This is a genomic window from Bacteroides sp. LFL-34 (assembly GCF_027257075.1).
Classification (GTDB): domain Bacteria; phylum Bacteroidota; class Bacteroidia; order Bacteroidales; family Bacteroidaceae; genus Bacteroides; species Bacteroides ovatus.
In genome coordinates this window covers 67,328-86,602 of the sequence record NZ_JAPQKZ010000017.1, presented here as the reverse complement: position 1 = coordinate 86,602, position 19,275 = coordinate 67,328, and the positions used below count along the sequence as shown (strand labels likewise).

The 19,275-nt window shown below is 47.2% G+C and carries 15 protein-coding genes and 2 pseudogenes; 16 read left to right on the top strand and 1 reads right to left on the bottom strand.

Annotation, left to right across the window (positions count from 1 at the left end; genetic code table 11):
- Positions 1-68: 68 nt before the first annotated feature.
- Positions 69-1,196, bottom strand: coding sequence for an AraC family transcriptional regulator (locus tag N5O98_RS12445; protein ID WP_004312658.1), 1,128 nt, complete (start codon positions 1,194-1,196; stop codon positions 69-71).
- A 177-nt stretch (positions 1,197-1,373) separates the two neighbouring features.
- Here N5O98_RS12445 and N5O98_RS12440 point away from each other — a divergent pair, with 177 nt between their 5' ends.
- From N5O98_RS12440 to N5O98_RS12365, 16 genes and pseudogenes are all read left to right on the top strand, one after another.
- Positions 1,374-2,660: an IS1380-like element ISBfi1 family transposase gene (locus tag N5O98_RS12440; protein ID WP_004312659.1), complete on the top strand. Its 1,287-nt coding sequence runs from the start codon at positions 1,374-1,376 to the stop codon at positions 2,658-2,660.
- Between the two features lie 770 nt (positions 2,661-3,430).
- Positions 3,431-3,610, top strand: a complete 180-nt coding sequence (locus tag N5O98_RS12435; protein WP_008771119.1) for a hypothetical protein — start codon at positions 3,431-3,433, stop codon at positions 3,608-3,610.
- Positions 3,611-3,791: 181 nt separating this feature from the next.
- Positions 3,792-4,247, top strand: coding sequence for a ferritin-like domain-containing protein (locus tag N5O98_RS12430; RefSeq protein ID WP_005680129.1), 456 nt, complete (start codon positions 3,792-3,794; stop codon positions 4,245-4,247).
- 80 nt (positions 4,248-4,327) lie between these two features.
- A complete protein-coding gene (locus N5O98_RS12425) occupies positions 4,328-4,975 on the top strand; it encodes a MarC family protein (protein ID WP_004308119.1) in 648 nt (215 codons plus the stop codon).
- Between the two features lie 46 nt (positions 4,976-5,021).
- Positions 5,022-5,504, top strand: coding sequence for a ferritin (locus N5O98_RS12420; RefSeq protein WP_004308118.1), 483 nt, complete (start codon positions 5,022-5,024; stop codon positions 5,502-5,504).
- Between the two features lie 23 nt (positions 5,505-5,527).
- Positions 5,528-6,580, top strand: a complete 1,053-nt coding sequence (locus N5O98_RS12415; RefSeq protein WP_004308117.1) for a class I fructose-bisphosphate aldolase — start codon at positions 5,528-5,530, stop codon at positions 6,578-6,580.
- 12 nt (positions 6,581-6,592) lie between these two features.
- Positions 6,593-7,342 carry a 2,3-diphosphoglycerate-dependent phosphoglycerate mutase gene (gene gpmA, locus N5O98_RS12410; RefSeq protein ID WP_004308116.1) on the top strand — a complete coding sequence of 250 codons (750 nt, stop codon included), beginning with the start codon at positions 6,593-6,595 and terminating at the stop codon, positions 7,340-7,342.
- A 76-nt stretch (positions 7,343-7,418) separates the two neighbouring features.
- Complete coding sequence (locus tag N5O98_RS12405) at positions 7,419-7,847, top strand: Hsp20/alpha crystallin family protein (protein WP_004308115.1); 429 nt, start codon at positions 7,419-7,421, stop codon at positions 7,845-7,847.
- 100 nt (positions 7,848-7,947) lie between these two features.
- Positions 7,948-8,445, top strand: coding sequence for an RNA polymerase sigma factor (locus N5O98_RS12400; RefSeq protein WP_004308114.1), 498 nt, complete (start codon positions 7,948-7,950; stop codon positions 8,443-8,445).
- A gap of 22 nt (positions 8,446-8,467) precedes the next feature.
- Positions 8,468-9,454 (top strand): 6-phosphofructokinase, encoded by a 987-nt coding sequence (gene pfkA / locus N5O98_RS12395; RefSeq protein WP_004308113.1) that lies wholly within the window; start codon positions 8,468-8,470, stop codon positions 9,452-9,454.
- 12 nt (positions 9,455-9,466) lie between these two features.
- Positions 9,467-11,206, top strand: a pseudogene (locus tag N5O98_RS12390) (cation:proton antiporter); the annotation flags it as partial.
- Between the two features lie 42 nt (positions 11,207-11,248).
- Positions 11,249-13,806, top strand: a pseudogene (glgP, locus tag N5O98_RS12385) (alpha-glucan family phosphorylase).
- A 6-nt stretch (positions 13,807-13,812) separates the two neighbouring features.
- Entirely contained in the window at positions 13,813-14,631 is an 819-nt protein-coding gene (locus N5O98_RS12380) for an arginase family protein (protein WP_004308109.1), read from the top strand.
- Between the two features lie 54 nt (positions 14,632-14,685).
- Positions 14,686-15,222, top strand: coding sequence for a methylglyoxal synthase (locus tag N5O98_RS12375; RefSeq protein WP_008775197.1), 537 nt, complete (start codon positions 14,686-14,688; stop codon positions 15,220-15,222).
- Positions 15,223-15,456: 234 nt separating this feature from the next.
- The gene (locus N5O98_RS12370) at positions 15,457-17,865 is read left to right on the top strand and encodes an ATP-binding response regulator (protein ID WP_004308107.1); all 2,409 of its coding nucleotides are present in this window, start codon (positions 15,457-15,459) and stop codon (positions 17,863-17,865) included.
- Positions 17,843-19,129 (top strand): sigma-54-dependent transcriptional regulator, encoded by a 1,287-nt coding sequence (locus N5O98_RS12365; protein WP_004308106.1) that lies wholly within the window; start codon positions 17,843-17,845, stop codon positions 19,127-19,129. Before N5O98_RS12370 ends, N5O98_RS12365 begins: the two co-directional genes overlap by 23 nt.
- Positions 19,130-19,275 lie beyond the last annotated feature (146 nt).

Here is a 19,275-nt window from a genome sequence, read left to right as displayed (position 1 = left end):
AGGTTGTGTCAAAACGCTGACACACCTCTTTTAAATGCTATTTAATGCGAAATTACAAAAATACGCATTTAGATGGAGGCAAACTGTTTGCGCCATTGGCTAGGTGACATGCCCGTTTTTTGTTTGAATATACGATAAATCCATGTGTGGGATGAGAAACCGCACTCTGTGGAAATAGCGTCAATGCTATATTCGGGGTTGGCTTTCATCATGCGAACAGCCTCATTAAAACGAATGTCGCTAAGCCAGGTTCTAAAATTGGTGTATTCTGACTGATTGAAGTATTCTGTCAGTTCGTTTTTCTTGTATCCCAACTTGGTAGCTAGCGAATAGATGTTAACTTCATAGTCCTTATAAAATCCCTCTTCACACCATTTCTTGAGGGCTAATTCTATTTCCATCTTTCTATTAGCTGTCAAGATATTTGTGCCATGAGTGTTCTTGCCGTCTTTCATGTCTTCTGCTTCCGTGACTTTTGCTTCTGCGTCATTTTCCTCAGGAATGACTTCTTTGGGTGTGATGTAATAGCCCATAGCAATGAAAGTGTGGACGAAAAAGATGACAGAGAGTAATATCAAGGGACCTATTATATATAATAAGGTATTGAAGAGGATTGCTACAGGAAGGAGTCCAGCAGCAAAGTATAGCAAAATGATGCTGGCTTGCGAATAGCGCACGTATGGAATCAAGTCGATTCCGAAATTCTCCATGAGCTTCTGCTTTCGGGCTTTTGTTTCTTTGCGAATGATAAGAATAAAATATGCCATGCTAGCCACAAAAAGACCGAGCATCACATAGAGCATATTGCCAATGTGTAAACTTTGACTTTTGAACATGCCAATGACGAAAACTATGGCGATGAGTATGTATGCCATCATACCACGTAAACAATACCGTCGCACTTTGTTGCCTGTGCTCTCTATGTTGATTATGGAGAGAGTGATGGCAAATGCCACTGGAGTATAGAACAATATGTTGAATGCTGCGCCCACATCGGTACCTTGTGCACGGAGTCCATGAATCATCTGTAAGAGGTAGTGGACGGAGAAGAATAGCATGGATGCAACGAGAATCCATCTTGATATTTCGTAGCGCCACACCTTCCATCTCACCTGCAAACTTGCCATGGCTAATTGCAATGCTAGCATGGCTGTAATGACGCAACATACAAGTTGTAATATGAATAACGATTTCATAGTATTGTTATTACCTTAATTCCGCAACACTATAAATTTTAACTTTTATAATATCCTGAACAACAAAAAGTTCTTGGACAAGCCAAGCGGCAAAGCCGAGCGGCTCAGGATTTTGTCATGTCAAAGGATTCACTTAACTTAGTGTTGCAAAAATAGTCAAACAAAACCTCATCAAGCATGGTAAAAGTACAAATAAAATCCGAGAAACTCACATCTTTTGGTGGTATATTTCCAATTATGGAGAAATTCGACAGGATGTTGTCTTGTACAATAGACTCTACTTTAGGTTTGCGTAGCAAAGTGTATGGCTATCAATATAGCGAGATAATACGTTCTCTGATGTGCGTATATTTCTGTGGAGGGTCATGTGTCGAAGACGTGACCTCACACCTTATGGAAGCACTTTGCTTGCATCCACCCCTCCGTACATGCAGCGCAGACACAATACTTAGGGCCATTCGTGAATTGACCACACCGAATCTGACCTACAGGTCTGATTCGGGCAAAAGCTACGACTTCAACGTGGCTTCCGACCTTAACAATCTGCTTGTCAATGCATTGCTGGCAACTGGACAGTTGCTGCCAGACAATGAATATGACTTTGATTTTGACCACCAGTTCATTGAGACGGAGAAATTTGACGCAAAAATAACCTACAAGAAGTTTACCGGTTACAGTCCAGGAATAGCAACGGTCGGCGATGTCATCGTCGGGATAGAGAACCGCGACGGCAATACCAATGTCCGTTTCCATCAGGAAGACACTCTAAAACGTATTTTTGAGCGTTTGGAGAATGCCAGAATACATATAAACCGTGCGAGGATGGATTGTGGCTCATGCTCTGAGGCTATGGTGGAAATGGTGGAGAAGCACAGTCGGCATTTTTATATCCGCGCAAACAGGTGTGTATCGTTGTATGACGATATCTTTGCCTTGCGCGGATGGAAGACCGAATACATAAACGGTCACGAGTTTGAGATATGCTCCATCATTGCAGAGAAATGGGTCGGCAAAGCGTACCGCCTTGTCATACAGCGGCAAAGAAGCATCAACAAGGAACTCGACCTGTGGGAAGGGGAATATACATACAGATGCATACTGACAAATGACTATACTTCGACAGACCGTGACATCGTGGAGTATTACAACAAGCGTGGCGGTGCTGAGCGTGTATTGGACGACATGAACAACGGCTTTGGCTGGAAACGGCTGCCAAAATCGTTCATGGCGGAAAACACGGTGTTCCTGCTTCTGACCGCTTTAATACGAAACTTTTACAGACACCTCATATCTGACGCAAACATGAAGAGCTTTGGACTTAAACGCACAAGCAGAATCAAAACTTTTGTATTCAAGTATGTTTCTGTCCCTGCAAAATGGATTAAGACTGCAAGACAGCACATACTGAACATATACACAAGCAATGATGCATACATGATGGCCTTCAAATTTGATTTTGGGTAGCCTCAAATCTTCGTGGCCTTTTGCGTATTGCCTCAAGTCGCATCATGGGGTAAGGGGATTTTGTCTCTTGCGACTGCACCATTAGGGTTCTTTACGAAAACGAGTCGTTTTAGAGAGGTATCTGCAACCCCAGATATCAAAAATATTACAGGTTGCGGATTTTAGGATGTACAAAAGCTCTTTTATGAGGCAATTGATGAACTCAGGATTACTTATCGCTGAAGGGCACGGGATTTGGAGAGCGGAGAGCGATGAAATTCAGTGGCGCAGAGAGTAAAATAATAAAAAAGTTGGATTTTTATTGACGCGAATCAATTCTTTTAGTATTTTTGCCTTGTCTTTTACCAAAAAAGATTAATAACAGTAAGCGTTAGGCATTATCCATGTTCAGGAAATCCCCAATTTCAAGACAACAATTGGATAATACATCAGGTGTCCCTATGCACTATTATATCTTGTTAGCATATATAGGCGTGGGGCTTTGTGTATTATATGTTGTTGAGTATGGGGATACTTCTGAACGGTAATACCAAAGTTCCCACGCTTAACTTTATATAAACACAACTTCAGGGAACAGAGTTGTCATATAATCGCATTATGAAAGCAATTTGTTTCAAAACCGGACAGGTCCTGCCTTCCGTTTTCATTCCTCTGTCTGTTACTGTCTTTAGTGGAATTCTCTGCCTTTTTGTTTCCATTCCTGCCCCTTTTCGGGACTTGCGGCTATTATTACACAAATTACATGCCAAACAGTTTCTCTGAATCCATTTATGGCATTCAATAATCCCCCTGGACATACAGAAGAGGAACTTTGGCAACAAATACTCTCCCTGTCAAGGGAATTGCAGGAATGCAGGGCCTGCCTGCACTATCATAATACGCTGGATTACATATACGACAAGATCAACATGATAGAGAAAGAACTGGATATCTTGTTGAGAATGTTGTAGGGATCTTGTGACAAAAAGGCATGATAATTATACATTTTTATGACTATTTGTCTCGCAAGCATTAAAATTCATTTTACAACTCCATAAGAGTCCGATTTACAGATGCTATCACATAAATTCATGATTATTGCAGGATATGAATTACAATTTATTTTGTCTAATTTCAAATATCAGAACAGCCATGGATAAACGAATTGAATATGCGATGAACACATTGATCAATACAGAAATCTGGTCAACTAACCTGTACCTGTCATTGCAGGTCTATTTTGAGGGGCAGCAACTTCCGATATTGGCCTCATGGCTAAGTGCACAGGCACAGGACAATATGGGCAAGGTCTATCAGATGATGAACCGCATCTATCATGAAGGAGGTGCTGTAACCATCCATGAAATCAGGCGCGACATCCGGCAATGGCCGACACCGCTGGCTGCCTTGAACACCCTGCTTGAACATGAACAATATATATCCCGTCAGATATCCGAACTTCACGTACTATGCCAGAATACGGATTCATCCATCCATTCTTTCATCAAGGGGCTGTACACAAAACGGATATATGTAAGTACGGCGTTTATGGAATTGTTGCGTATCCTGGCCATGGAATATGAACGCAGGCTGCCCTGCTTCATATGATGTGTCAAATCGTGTAACCTGACCGGAGTTTATTGTTCACAGAGAAAATAATGGTCTAAAAATAAAACAAGTATCATCCTATGGATATATTCGCATACTCAATGTTGTGTTTCACTTCGTTGTTCACATTGATGGACCCCCTCGGAGTGATGCCGGTTTTCCTGCAGATGACCGAGGGCATGAGTGCCGGAGAACGCCGGAGCATCGCCTTAAAATCCTGCGCCCTCACGTTCGTCATACTGGTACTTTTCACCTTGTGCGGCAGGTTCCTGTTCCATTTTTTCGGGATCTCGACCAATGGTTTCCGGATTGCGGGAGGTATCATCATCTTTAAAATCGGATATGACATGCTGCAGGCACACTTCACCCATGTGAAACTGAACGAGAACGAGAAAAAAGAATATTCCAGGAACATCACCGTCACGCCTCTTGCCGTTCCGATGCTGTGCGGTCCGGGTGTAATTTCAAGCGGCATAACACTGATGGAAGATGCCCCTGAGCATATTTTCAAAATTGCACTGGTTTGCGTGATCGCCCTAGTCTGTCTCCTCTCTTTCATTATCCTTTGCGTGTCAACGCGGCTTTTGAAAATTCTTGGAGAAACCGGAAATAATGTGATGATGAGACTGATGGGGCTTATTCTGATGGTCATCGCCGTGGAATGTTTCATAAACGGGATGCAACCTGTCCTGACAGATATTTTGAGACAAGCACACGCTTGCCCCTGAATATGAAAAATAAAAAATAGTACCAACATTAAAAATTAGATTCATTATGACCGAGAATTTACAAAAGGCCCTGAACGGGCAGATTACTGCGGAATTATGGTCCGCCAACCTGTATCTTTCAATGTCCTTCTATCTGGAAAAGGAAGGTTTTTCCGGCATGGCCCGCTGGATGCGCAAGCAATCGGCGGAAGAGACAGGACACGCATGTGCCATCGCCGAATATATGGCCAAACGTGAGGCGGAGGCAAAAGTGGACAAGGTCGATGTGGTTCCACAGGGTTGGGGCAGTCCCACCGAAGTCTTTGAACATGCCTTGGAACACGAGAGACATGTTTCCAGATTGATTGACGAACTGGTACATCTGGCTTCCGAGGAGAAAGACAATGCCACCCGTGATTTTCTTTGGGGATTTGTCAGGGAGCAGGTGGAGGAAGAGGCGAATTTCCTGAACATCGTAAACCTGATGAAGAAAGCCGGAGAGAGCGGCATCCTTTTCATGGATGCAAAACTGGGGGAACGCCAGTCCTGATTTGGAATAAAAAAACGACTGACATGAGCACGATTATTGATTTGTTGGGAACGCAGGCAGGATACTACCTGGACCATGTATGCAAGACAATAGACAAGAAACTCATCCATATCCCCGAGCCGAATATGATAGACAAGGCATGGGTGGATTCCGACAGGAATATACGCACCTTGGAGAGCCTGCAAGCCCTGTACGGGCACGGGCGTCTGGCCAATACCGGGTATGTCTCCATCCTGCCGGTGGATCAGGGGATAGAACATTCTGCCGGAGCATCCTTTGCACCCAATCCTCTTTACTTCGATCCCGGGAACATTGTGAAACTCGCTATCGAGGGAGGATGCAACGCCGTGGCATCCACATTCGGAGTTCTGGGAGCTGTGGCACGTAAGTACGCCCATAAGATTCCTTTCATCGTGAAGTTGAACCATAACGAGCTGCTGACTTATCCGAACAGTTATGACCAGGTCATGTTCGGTACAGTGAAGGAGGCATGGAACATGGGTGCCGTTGCCGTGGGGGCAACTATCTATTTCGGTTCGGAACAAAGCCGCCGCCAGATTGTGGAGGTCTCACAGGCGTTTGAATATGCCCATGAGTTGGGGATGGCCACGGTATTGTGGTGTTATCTGAGAAACAGCAGTTTTAAGAAAGACGGGATTGACTATCATGCGGCAGCAGATCTGACAGGGCAGGCCAACCATATCGGGGTCACCATCAAGGCTGATATCGTGAAGCAGAAGCTGCCGTCCAACAATGGAGGTTTTAAAGCCATCGGATTCGGTAAGACCGACGGGCGTATGTATACGGAACTGGTCTCCGACCATCCGATAGACCTCTGCCGCTACCAGGTGGCCAACGGGTATATGGGAAGGGTTGGCCTGATCAATTCGGGGGGCGAGTCCCATGGGACATCTGACCTGCATGATGCCGTCGTAACCGCAGTGGTGAACAAACGTGCCGGAGGTATGGGACTTATCTGTGGGAGAAAAGCCTTCCAGAAGACGATGAAAGACGGGGTCTCGCTTCTGAACACCATTCAGGATGTCTATCTGGATCCTTCGATAACCGTTGCATAAAAACTATATGGCATGAAAAGGATCGTATTGTTGAGACATGGCGAGAGCCTATGGAACAAGGAAAACCGCTTTACCGGTTGGACCGATGTAGACCTGAGTGATAAGGGGATCGCAGAAGCCTGTAAAGCCGGTGATATGCTGAAAGAAGCGGGATTCTCTTTTGAGGCGGCTTACACATCCTATCTGAAACGGGCTGTGAAAACGTTGAATTGTGTTCTGGACCGTCTCAATGAAGACTGGATCCCGGTGGAGAAAAGCTGGAGGTTGAACGAGAAACACTACGGCATACTTCAGGGACTTAACAAAAGGGAGACAGCAGACAAATATGGCGAGGAACAAGTCCATATCTGGCGGAGAAGTTACGGCGTGTCGCCCGAGCCGGTGAAGGAAGACGATCCCCGCTATCCGGGGAACGACACCCGTTACGCCGGTGTTCCCGAAATGGAACTGCCACGGACTGAATCCCTGAAGGATGCCGTCATGCGTGTCATGCCCTATTGGGAATGTGTCATCCTACCCACATTGATGCATAGGGACAACCTGCTTGTCGTTGCCCATGGAAACAGTCTGCGCGGGATAGTCAAGCATCTCAAGAATATTTCCGATACGGACATATCCCTCTTGAACCTGCCCACGGCAGTACCTTATGTATTCGAATTTGATGAACGGCCGGTGCTTGTCAGGGACTATTTCCTCGGAGACCAGGAGGAGATACGGAGACGGACGGAGGCTGTAGCCGAACAAGGTATGATCAGACGATAAGAGTCAGTCAATCAGACTGATTTGTATTGTCTTTTTGAATATTTTATTTATTAACAATTTAAAAAAGGAGGTAAAAATGGTACCTGTAAAAACAAATTCAAACTGGTTGCCGAGTATTTTTAACGATTTCTTCGAGAATGAGTGGCTGGCAAAAACGGGAGTTACGGCTCCTGCCATCAATGTCATTGAGAATGACAAGGACTACAAGGTTGAAATGGCGGCTCCCGGAATGACGAAGGATGATTTCAAGGTGAATGTTGACGAAAACAACAACCTGACAATCTGCATGGAAAAGAAAGAAGAGAAGAAGGAGGAGAAGAAAGACAAGAAGTATCTCCGCCGCGAATTCTCTTATTCCAAGTTCCAGCAGACCATCCTGCTACCTGAAAACGTGGAGAAGGATAAGATTTCCGCAAAAGTCGAACACGGGATCCTGTCCATTGAAATCCCGAAAGTGAAGGAGGAAGAAAAACAAAAAACTTCCAAGGCTATCGAGGTTAAATAATTCCATATCTGGAATGGTGTAAGGCCGGACAGGCTTTTCCTGTCCGGAGAGCCGTCCGGCCTTTAACAGGCACTTCCGGAACAGGGAACCGGCACAACCGATGAAGGAATTCAATTTTGAAAAAGAGCTGCTTAGCGTACAGGACGAACTGTTCCGTTTCGCGTACAAACTGACAGCGGACAGGGAGAAGGCGGAAGATCTGCTGCAGGATACCCTGCTCAAGGCAATGCTTCACAAAGAAAGTTACAACAAGAACACAAATTTCAAAGGGTGGCTGTTTATCATCATGCGTAACACGTTTATCAACGGTTACCGGGCGGAGGTCGGTCATACCCGTCTGTACATATCCTCCGATCCTGCATATTATTCGCGGATCATGGACGAGTCCCGTACAGAGGAGGTGGACAGGAACTATGACCTGGAAAAGATACGTAATGCCATCAAAAGTATACCGGAGTCGCATTTCATACCTTTTGAGATGTACCTGTCAGGGTTCAAATACCGTGAGATAGCGGAAAGAACCGGTGTGAGTTTGGGAACCATAAAGAGCCGTATTTTTCACTGCCGGAAAAAACTGAAAGCTATATTGGCAGAATGAAACAAAACAAGAACTGAGATAGATGAAAAAAGATGAATATATAGGAATCCTTACTTCCGGAGGGGACGCTTCCGGAATGAATGCGGCAATCCGTGCCGTGACCCGTACCGCCATTTTCAACGGCTTCAAAGTCAAAGGAATTTACAGAGGGTACGAAGGCCTGATAGCGGGCGAGTCCAGGGAACTTACGACCGAGGATGTGAGCAGCATCATCCAGCGTGGGGGAACCATCCTGAAAACGGCACGTTCCGAAGCGTTCACCACCCCGGAAGGACGCAGAGAGGCATACGATACCATGAGGAAAGAAAAAATCGGGGCGCTGGTAGTCATCGGGGGCGACGGCTCACTGACTGGAGCCCGCATATTTGCCGAGGAATACCCTGTCACGTGCATAGGACTGCCCGGTACCATCGACAATGACCTGTACGGTACCGATTTTACAATCGGATATGATACGGCCCTGAACACCATTGTGGAGTGTGTGGACAAAATCCGGGATACAGCCACCTCGCACGACCGAATTTTCTTTGTCGAGGTGATGGGACGCGACGCCGGTTTCCTCGCCCAGAACAGCGCAATAGCCTCGGGAGCCGAGGCCGCCATTATTCCGGAAGACCGGACGGATGCGGATCAGCTGGAGACTTTTATCGGACGCGGATTCCGGAAGACCAAGAACAGCAGCATCGTCATCGTGACGGAAAGCCCGGGCAATAAGAATGGCGGAGCCATGCACTATGCCGACCGGGTAAAAAGGGAATACCCCGGATATGATGTCAGGGTCTCTATCCTGGGACATCTACAACGGGGAGGAGCGCCAAGTGCCAACGACCGCATATTGGCCAGCCGGCTGGGTGAGGCCGCCATACAGGCCCTGATGGAGGACCAGCACAATATCATGGTAGGCATACATAACAATGAGATTGTCTATGTTCCTTTTGACCAGGCTATCAAGAACGACAAGCCCATTGACAAAAACCTGATCCGTGTCCTTAACGAGTTGTCCATATAAAATGTTACTCCTATGTCGGAAGTTGCCCCTTTAATATCAGACCTTGCCACTATCTTGATTATAGCCGGTATCATAACCGTCATTTTCAAATGGCTGGGACAGCCGGTCATAGTGGGATATATTGTGGCCGGTATTATGGCAGGTCCTTCCATTTCCCTATTCCCGACTGTTTCCGACCAGGCCAATATCAAGATATGGGCGGATATCGGTGTTATTTTCCTCCTGTTCGCCATAGGACTGGATTTCTCGTTCAGAAAGCTGATAAGTGTGGGAGCCTCGGCCATATTCTCCACTGTTATCATCGTCTGCGGCATGATGTTCCTGGGATATACGGCAGGCAATGCGATGGGCTTCTCACACACGAGCTGTATCTTTCTGGGCGGAATGCTGTCCATGTCCTCCACCGCCATCGTATTCAAAGCATTCAGTGACATGGGGCTTCTCGATCAGAAATTTACCGGTATTGTCCTGGGGATACTAATCATTGAGGACGTGGTGGCGGTAATCATGATGGTGGTCCTCTCCACATTGGCTGTAGGCAAGCATTTTGAAGGCTTCGAAATGCTGGAGAGCATATTGAAACTTGCGGCCTTTCTTATTTTCTGGTCAGCATTGGGAATCTATCTGATTCCTACCCTTCTGAAAAGATTGAACCGCTTTATTAGCAATGAAATACTGTTGACAACCTCCCTGGGACTATGCCTGGGAATGGTGATGATAGCGACAAAGGCGGGATTCTCCGCCGCGCTGGGTGCGTTCGTCATGGGATCCCTGCTGGCAGAAACAGATAAAGCGGAAGAAATCGCACATATCGTGCAACCGGTAAAGGACCTGTTCGCCTCCGTTTTCTTCGTATCAGTGGGAATGATGATCGACCCTGCCATGATATGGGAATATGCCGTTCCTGTTTTTATCCTGACGGCACTGGTCCTATGCGGGCAGGTCCTGTTCGGGAGTTTCGGCGTGTTGCTTTCCGGACAACCGCTAAAGATTGCGATACAAGCCGGCTTTTCCCTGGCACAAGTGGGTGAGTTTGCGTTCATCATCGCTTCGTTAGGAATCAGTCTGAATGTAATGGACAAATACCTTTATCCGGTCATAGTGGCAGTATCGGTCATCACCACTTTCCTTACTCCTTATATGATAAGACTGTCGGATCCCGTCTACTGTTTTGCAGACAGGCACTTGCCACAATTCCTGAAAGATTACCTGACGCATTATTCTTCTGGAACAATGACCACAAGACATCAAGGCTCCTGGCACAAGCTCATCAGGTCCATGTTGGTATCCGTCACCCTTTATCTGGTGGTATGCCTGTTTTTCATAGCGCTGTTCTTCTCCTATGCGTATCCTCTGGTAATGGGACGTATTCCGGGGATGAAAGGAAGCCTGCTGAGCTTCGTTCTTGTCCTCCTTATCATATCCCCGTTTTTGTGCGCCATCATCATGAAGAAAAACAATTCCGTCGAATTCCGCAAACTTTGGGCGGACAACAGGTTCAACAGGGGGCTGCTGGTATCAATGATAGTGATCAAGGTGTTGATCTGTATCATTATCGTAATGGGTATCATCATCCGTCTTTTCAATGTCGCTTTGGGGTCAGGACTGATATTATCTTTCCTGATCATTGTCGTTATCTATTTTTCCAAGCGGATACGGAAACGATCGCTAAGTATGGAAAAACAGTTCCTCGAGAATTTCCAGGGTACAGCCGGGACATTTCCACAGGAAGAACCGGAAACAGGAGAAACCTCCACAGAAAAAAATCATGAACTATCAAATAAGTAAAATGTTATGGAATATTCAAGTTATCATGTAAACGTCCCACAATGGAGGGAGATTACAGTCGGTTCACACCTTCCGGCAGAATTGCGGAGATTTGCGGAGATGGCACATAATCTTTGGTGGACCTGGAACGAGGATGCGAAGAGTTTATATAGTGGTTTGAACCCGGAACTATGGGAAGAGGCGGAACAGAATCCGGTACTGTTTCTGGAACGGATGGATTATGAAGAGCTGGAGGCACTGACACATGACGGAAACTTCATGCGTAAGATGGAAAACGTATATTCCACTTTTAAGGCGTATCTTGATGTGGAGCCGGACCACAGCCGTCCGTCAGTTGCCTATTTCAGCATGAATATGGTCTGGACAGGGTTCTTAAAATCTATTCCGGCGGTCTGGGCATATTGGCAGGTGACTATCTGAAGGAAGCTTCGGACAGTAACGTAGACCTCTGCGCTGTAGGGCTTTTATATCGTTATGGCTATTTTGACCAGGCTCTGGCGATGGACGGGCAGCAACAGGTTCATTATGACCCACAGAATTTCGGGCAGCTTCCGATAGAGAAAGTGATGCAGCCTGACGGGCGACAACTGGTAATCCATGTTCCCTATGCCGACAGTTTCACGGTCCATGCCAATGTATGGAAGGCCAATGTGGGACGTGTTTCCCTCTACCTGCTGGATACGGACAATGAACTGAACAGCGAGTTCGACCGTCCGATTACCCATCACCTGTATGGCGGTGACTGGGAAAACCGGCTCAAGCAGGAAATACTGCTCGGCATCGGAGGAATGATGACATTAAAAGTATTGGGCATCGAGAAAGATGTATATCACTGCAACGAGGGGCATGCCGCACTGATCAATATCCAGCGGTTATGCGACTATATATCCGAAGGCCTGGACTTCGGACAAGCCATGGAACTGGTTAGGGCTTCCTCGCTTTACACTGTGCATACACCTGTGCCTGCCGGCCATGACTATTTCGATGAGGGGCTTTTCAATAAATATATGAAAGGATATCCTGATAAGCTGGGCATTACGTGGGACGAGTTGATGAACCTCGGACGGCAAACTCCGGGCAACAAGGGAGAACGTTTCTGCATGTCGGTATTCGCCTGCAAAACCAGCCAGGCGGTAAACGGTGTCAGCAAGCTGCACAAGTCCGTTTCACAGCAGATGTTCGCGCCTCTCTGGAAAGGCTATTTCCCGGAAGAGAACCATGTGGGCTATGTGACGAATGGCGTACACTTTCCCACTTGGTGTACGGCGGAGTGGAAAAAGCTGTTTAAGGACAATTTCGATGAGAATTTCATGAACGACCAGTCCAATCAGGAAATATGGAAAGGCGTTTATAATATACCCGATGAAGAGATATGGAACATGCGGAAAAGGTTGAAAACCAAACTGATATCCTACATCAAGTGGAAATGCGGCCGGGACTGGCTCAAAAGCCAGGTTGACCCGGCATTGGGTGTCTCCATTTTCGAGAAGTTTAATCCGAATGCTCTTCTTGTCGGCTTCGGAAGGCGCTTTGCAACTTACAAAAGAGCTCATCTTTTGTTTACCGATTTGGATCGTCTGGCGCGGATTGTGAACAATCAGGAACATCCCATACAGTTTGTCTTTGCAGGAAAAGCCCATCCAAACGACACTGCCGGGCAAGGGCTCATCAAGCAGATTGTGGAGATATCCCGCCGTCCTGAATTCTTGGGTAAAATCATCTTCCTTGAGAATTATGACATGGACCTGGCACGGCATCTTATTTCTGGGGTTGACATCTGGATGAATACTCCCACCCGTCTTGCGGAGGCTTCCGGAACTTCCGGTGAGAAGGCTCTGATGAACGGCGTACTCAACTTCTCCGTGCTGGACGGTTGGTGGTACGAAGGCTACCGCAAGGAGGCGGGATGGGCCATCACCGACAAGGCCACCTATCAGGATGAACAGTACCAGAACCAACTGGATGCGGAAACAATTTATTTCCTGCTGGAACATAATATCCTGCCGTTATATTATGAACGGAAAGAAAAAGACTATCCGGAAACCTGGGTCAAGTACATCAAGAACTCGGTTGCGCAAATAGCTCCCCGCTTCACGATGAAAAGACAGCTGGATGACTACTATGACGGATTTTACAACAAGTTGTCGGAACACTTTCATGTTTTGGCGGCGGACAATTATGCAAAGGCGAAAACGCTTGCCGGCTGGAAGGCAGCTGTCGACAGCAGATGGAATGCCGTGGAAATCGTTTCCGTGAATGCGGGAAAAGGATTGGACGCCACGGTGGAGGCTGGTAAGGAATACGAGATGACGGTCGTCATTGACGAGAAAGGGCTGGACAACGCGATCGGATTGGAATCGGTCATTATACGGCATGAGGAGAATGAGGATCGCATCCATGAGGTCATTCCTTTTTCTTTGACATCCAAAGACGGAAACCTATACACTTTCAAGGCAATAACCAGAATGTTCAGCGCTGGAAGCTTCAAACAGGCATTCAGAATGTATCCCAACCATCCCCTGTTACCTCACCGGCAAGATTTTTGTTATGTACGATGGTTCTGAACGGACATGAATAAGCAAGAGTTACTGACAAATGGACGGTGTAAGAAGAAGGCGGACCGAGAAACCGTCTGGCCGGTTGTCATCATGAACTTCACCGGTGTGTATGCCCATGAGGTATTTGCACGGAACAATCAGTTCATTTGGCTAGACTGCCGTCACCTTTCTGGAACGAGAGGTTACTGTGACAAGGAGGGGATACGAAAATTGAAGCGGGTGATTGCCGGTTATCCAGCGGAAGGTATCCATTTCATTGATTCGGGCAATTATCATTACCTGACCAAATTATGGACAGACAAACTTCGAGTTCCGTTCTCTCTGATTGTATTCGACCATCACCCCGACATGCAGCCTCCCTTGTTCAAGGGCATGCTTTCTTGTGGGAGCTGGGTAAAAGACATGTTAGACTGGAATATGCTTTGCAAGAAAGTGGTGATAGTCGGTGCATCGGACAAACTGATACGCACCGTACCGGAAGAATACGGACAACGAGTCAGTTTTTATAGCGAAGCGACGTTAGCTCACGAGAAGGGCTGGCGCAATTTCTCCTCTGCGTATATTGAAGGACCGGTTTACTTGTCCATAGACAAGGATGTCCTGAACCCGGCATCCGCAGTAACAGACTGGGATCAAGGGTCTTTCAGCCTGCAGGAACTGGAGGAATTACTGGCAATTGTCCTTCGAAAGGAACGTGTAGTCGGCATTGATATCTGCGGGGAATGCTCCGCAACGCTTACTTTGTTTGAGGAGAGGCGGGAAGCCACCGTGGACAGCCGGGCGAACAAGGAGCTGCTCAAACTCATACAGTCATTCTCCTGTTTTTTATAAAGCTGTTGGATATTGTTAATTATATTATCACATAAACCATATTTTATTATTATGATGAAAACAATTGTTCGTAAAATCGGTCTGGTTGCACACGATGCAATGAAAAAGGACATGATAGAATGGGTTCTTTGGAACTCGGAACGTCTGATAGGGCATAAGTTCTATTGTACGGGAACCACCGGTACACTCATTAAAAAAGCGCTCGAAGAGAAACATCCTGAAACAGAATGGGATATCACGATTCTGAAATCCGGTCCTTTAGGTGGTGACCAGCAAATGGGCTCACGTATTGTGGAAGGAGAGATTGATTATTTGTTCTTTTTCACGGATCCGATGACATTGCAGCCACATGACACGGATGTAAAGGCACTGACCCGGCTGGCGGGAGTTGAAAATATAGTTTTCTGTTGTAACCGTTCGACAGCGGACCATATTATTTCCAGTCCTTTGTTTCTTGACCCGACCTACAAACGGATTCATCCAGACTATACCAATTATACACAACGCTTTGAAAACAAAGAAATTGTATCGGAAGCAGTAGAACGGGTGAAGAAACGGATGAGCCGAAATGAAAACAATATGATCGAATGAGAATGTAATGTCCAATAAAGGGGATGTGATATGTTTCAGTCATAAAAAGCAGGTTCCTATCCTTTCTGTGAGTATAAAAAAAGATTAAAAGATCAACTGTGTGATAGCAAACTTGCGAGGTATCCTCAAATGGTTTGAAACAGTAATAAACTTTTATCATAAGTTTCTATTATTCCCTTTTATATGAGCGAACACGCCTTTTTGTAGGATTCCAATATAAGAATGAAGACTTCCATGTGGTTGAAACTTAAAATCCTTTTAGGATATGTCATACTGCTTCTCCTGCTCGTCCTGACCATTCATATCTTCCGCAAGGAACAGACGAGGCGGAACAGCCTGCGACAGGATGAGCATGAACTGGCCTGTATCCGGCATCTGGCCGGAGAAACATACGCGGGCTTGCTGGGACTGGCCACTTACGGTGAAACAGCCAGCGTCTGGGATGAAAGCGACCTTGGACTCTACCACACAAAAAAAGACAGTGTCTGTAACATGTTGCAGACACTGAAAAGGTATGTGAAGTCTCCCGAACAACAGTCGCGCATAGATTCGTTATGCCTGCTGCTGGAAAGAAAGGAACTGTTGTTAGACACGGTCATGGACACGTTCGGGCGTCTGCGCAAGACCGGCGAGATCGTGAACAGCAAGATTCCGGCAATCGTGTCCCATATCCAGCAGGCGGATGTCCTTCCTGCCGAGAAAAAGAAGGAGGAGGAAACTCCGAAGAAGGGTTTCTGGTCATTCATCAGGCCCGGGAGGAAAAAATCGGCCTATCTGCAGCAGAAGGAACAGCTGGAACGCCAGCGACAGTCCATTGGTAAACATCAGGGTACCACATCTGTCACGAGCATGCTGCACTCCCTTGACAGGGAGGTGACCGACATGCAGAAAGCCGAACGGGAAAGGCTGCTGGAACAGATGGACCTCCTGTACAGTAACAACACGGACCTGAACCACAGGCTACACCGGATTGTCAGGGACTTTGAGGCGGATGCTGGAATACGGCTTGATGAGCGTTACAGGCAATTCATTTCCACACGCGACCGCTCGTTCCATACGGTCTCTCTGCTGGCTGTCCTCATCTCGTTGCTGACCGTCCTCCTGTATCTTATCATCCACCGGGATCTGAACAGGATAAACCAGTATCAGCGTCAGCTGGAAGCCTCCAATCGTGAGAACACGGAGCTCCTACAATCCAGAAAACGCATGATGCTCACCATCGCTCATGACCTTCGTGCGCCACTGGCTACTATCAAAGGATGCGCCGAACTGCTCCCCGGGGAAGAAAAGAAGAGCCGCAAGGACGAGTATGCGGAAAATATACTCCATTCTTCCGATTACATGATCGGGCTGGTCAATACGCTGATCGGATTCTACCTGCTGGATACCGGCAGGAACAAACCCATCCTTTCGATTTTCCGGCTGGAGACCCTTTTCAGCGAAACAGCCCGGAACTACGGTTCGCTGGCCAAAAAGAAAAAGCTGCGGCTGACAACCGCCTTTTCCGGTCTGGATGTGGTAGTAAGCGGTGACCGTTCCCAGCTCCAGCAAATCCTGAACAATCTGCTTTCCAACGCCATTAAATTCACCCGGCAAGGTGAAATCCGCCTGCAAGCGGAATACCGGAATAAAGAATTGCATTTCTCGGTACAGGACACCGGTACCGGGATGACGGAGGAAGAAACAACCCGGATATTCACAGCTTTTGAACGGTTGGACAATGCCCGTAATGTTCCCGGTTTCGGATTGGGGCTGGCCATTGCAAGCAGGCTGGTCTCCGGGATGCAGGGAAGCCTTACCGTAAAAAGCAAACCGGGTGAAGGCAGCACGTTTACCGCATTCCTGCCACTCCTTGAGGCGGATGAATCCACCCAGATGGATGAGACACGCATCGCTACTGATTATCATCTGGATGGAATCAACGTACTGGTCATTGATGACGACCGGATGCAACTGAACATTACCAAAGAGATGTTTAACCGTAACGGAGTGCGGTGCGACTGCTGCCAGACCAGCCGTGAACTGGTTACCCGGCTACGGTCACAAAGATATGACCTGCTGCTGACGGATATACAGATGCCTGAAACGGACGGCTACGGAATACTTGAACTGCTCCGGGCATCCAATATGGAGAACGCAAAGACAATCCCCGTCATAGCGGTAACGGCACGGGTGGATGATGACAACGAGTATCTGTCGGGCGGCTTTTCGGGCTGCATCCATAAACCATTCTCTATGGAAGAACTGATAAATACAGTGGCACAAGTGATAGGAGAAAAAGACAGAAAGGAGTATGCTCCCGATTTCTCACTCATCCTTTCAGGAGAGGACAACAGGGAGGAAATGCTCGCCCTGTTTATCGAAGAGAGCCGGAAAGACCTTGCCGCATTAACCGCTGCCTTAGACCGACAAGACAAGGAGGCCGCCGCCTCCTCCATCCTGCATAAGAACCTGCCCCTATGGGAAACCGTCCGTCTGGATTTCCCCTTGTCTCATTTACGGGAACTGGTGACAGAACCTGCGACAGAGTGGACCAATAGACAATCCATGGAAATGCGGGACATCATCCGGGCAGTGGAAAAACTGATAGTATACGCTGAAAAATACGGGAGGAAAGCCTATGAAAACAATCCTGATTATTGAAGATGATATTGTGTTCAGCCGTAGCATCAGCAACTGGCTGGTGAAAAAAGGGATGAAAACCGAATGCGTGGCAACCCTTGCGAATGCCCGTAAAGCCATCGGGCAAAAGGAGTTCGACCTAATACTGGCAGACCTGCGCCTGCCGGACGGAAATAGCACCTCGCTCCTGAAATGGATGAATGAGAAGTACTACTCTATCCCTTTTCTGATCATGACCAACTACGGACAGGTGGAGAATGCGGTGACAACCATGCAACTGGGAGCCATCAACTACCTGTGTAAGCCTGTGCAGCCAGACAATCTCCTGGCTCTGATAACGGAGATACTGGATAAAAACGATAACGAACAGGAGTTCTACCGAGGTGAAAGCCCCAAAGCCCATGAGATGTACCGTCTGATAGAGATGATTGCCTGTGCCGACATCTCCGTTCTGCTCCGTGGGGCTTCCGGCACCGGGAAGGAGCACATTGCAGCCGAGATACATGCCCGGAGCCATCGGAAGAACAAGCCGTATCTGGCTATCGACTGCGGGGCCATTTCCGATGAGCTTGCCGCCTCCGAGTTTTTCGGTCATCAGAAGGGAGCCTTTACCGGTGCGGAAAGCGACAAGGTCGGATTGTTCCGTGCCGTTAACGGAGGGACATTGTTTCTGGACGAGATAGGCAACCTTTCCTATAAGACACAGATGCTCCTGCTCAGGGCCTTGCAAGAGAAACGCTGCAAGCCGGTAGGTTCCACGAAAGAATACTCTTTTGATATCCGGCTGGTTGCCGCCACCAATGAGAATCTGGAAAAAGCCATCGGAGAAGGACGCTTCCGGGAAGACCTGTTCCACCGGCTCAATGAGTTCACTCTGCGGATTCCTACACTGGCAGAATGCCGGGAAGACATCCTTCCTCTGGCTTATTTTTTCTTGAAACTCACTTGCGCCAAGGCCCATAAATCGTTTCGTGGCTTTGACCGGCTGGCAGAGGCGGCACTGCTGGAATATCCCTGGCCGGGGAATATCCGTGAACTGAAGAATGTAATAGGTCGAGCCGTACTCATCTGCCAAGAGCAATGGATTTCCGTTTCAGACCTGAACCTTGAAATCTCCCTTCCTAAAGAAGAAGAAACGCAGTGGACGGAAGAAGAAAAAGAAAAGGCGTTGCTTCTCCAGACCCTTGAAAAGACGGGTGACAACCGTTCCAAGGCGGCCCGGTTGCTCAATGTCAGCCGGACTACCCTGTATGAGAAACTAAGGAAATACCATATCATCGACTGACCGGAGGATAACCCGAAGCAAATGAGGTTTACAAAAGTGTAAGCCGTCCTAACATTCTTGTCAAGGACGGCTTACACTTTTTATTTACACCCGTTTCTATATGAAATTTGTTTATTGTTGATTGTCAGTATTTTAAAAAGGTATAG

What these genes read in the sequence shown, in the direction of transcription:
- N5O98_RS12420 (WP_004308118.1), top strand. Translation starts at nt 5,022, where the DNA reads ATGACCGAGAATTTACAAAAGGCCCTGAACGGGCAGATTACTGCGGAA.
- N5O98_RS12375 (WP_008775197.1), top strand. Translation starts at nt 14,686, where the DNA reads ATGAAAACAATTGTTCGTAAAATCGGTCTGGTTGCACACGATGCAATG.
- N5O98_RS12430 (WP_005680129.1), top strand. Translation starts at nt 3,792, where the DNA reads ATGGATAAACGAATTGAATATGCGATGAACACATTGATCAATACAGAA.
- N5O98_RS12445 (WP_004312658.1), bottom strand. Translation starts at nt 1,196, where the DNA reads ATGAAATCGTTATTCATATTACAACTTGTATGTTGCGTCATTACAGCC.
- N5O98_RS12415 (WP_004308117.1), top strand. Translation starts at nt 5,528, where the DNA reads ATGAGCACGATTATTGATTTGTTGGGAACGCAGGCAGGATACTACCTG.
- N5O98_RS12425 (WP_004308119.1), top strand. Translation starts at nt 4,328, where the DNA reads ATGGATATATTCGCATACTCAATGTTGTGTTTCACTTCGTTGTTCACA.
- N5O98_RS12370 (WP_004308107.1), top strand. Translation starts at nt 15,457, where the DNA reads ATGTGGTTGAAACTTAAAATCCTTTTAGGATATGTCATACTGCTTCTC.
- N5O98_RS12440 (WP_004312659.1), top strand. Translation starts at nt 1,374, where the DNA reads ATGGTAAAAGTACAAATAAAATCCGAGAAACTCACATCTTTTGGTGGT.
- N5O98_RS12365 (WP_004308106.1), top strand. Translation starts at nt 17,843, where the DNA reads ATGAAAACAATCCTGATTATTGAAGATGATATTGTGTTCAGCCGTAGC.
- N5O98_RS12435 (WP_008771119.1), top strand. Translation starts at nt 3,431, where the DNA reads ATGGCATTCAATAATCCCCCTGGACATACAGAAGAGGAACTTTGGCAA.
- N5O98_RS12405 (WP_004308115.1), top strand. Translation starts at nt 7,419, where the DNA reads ATGGTACCTGTAAAAACAAATTCAAACTGGTTGCCGAGTATTTTTAAC.
- pfkA (WP_004308113.1), top strand. Translation starts at nt 8,468, where the DNA reads ATGAAAAAAGATGAATATATAGGAATCCTTACTTCCGGAGGGGACGCT.
- N5O98_RS12380 (WP_004308109.1), top strand. Translation starts at nt 13,813, where the DNA reads ATGAATAAGCAAGAGTTACTGACAAATGGACGGTGTAAGAAGAAGGCG.
- N5O98_RS12400 (WP_004308114.1), top strand. Translation starts at nt 7,948, where the DNA reads ATGAAGGAATTCAATTTTGAAAAAGAGCTGCTTAGCGTACAGGACGAA.
- gpmA (WP_004308116.1), top strand. Translation starts at nt 6,593, where the DNA reads ATGAAAAGGATCGTATTGTTGAGACATGGCGAGAGCCTATGGAACAAG.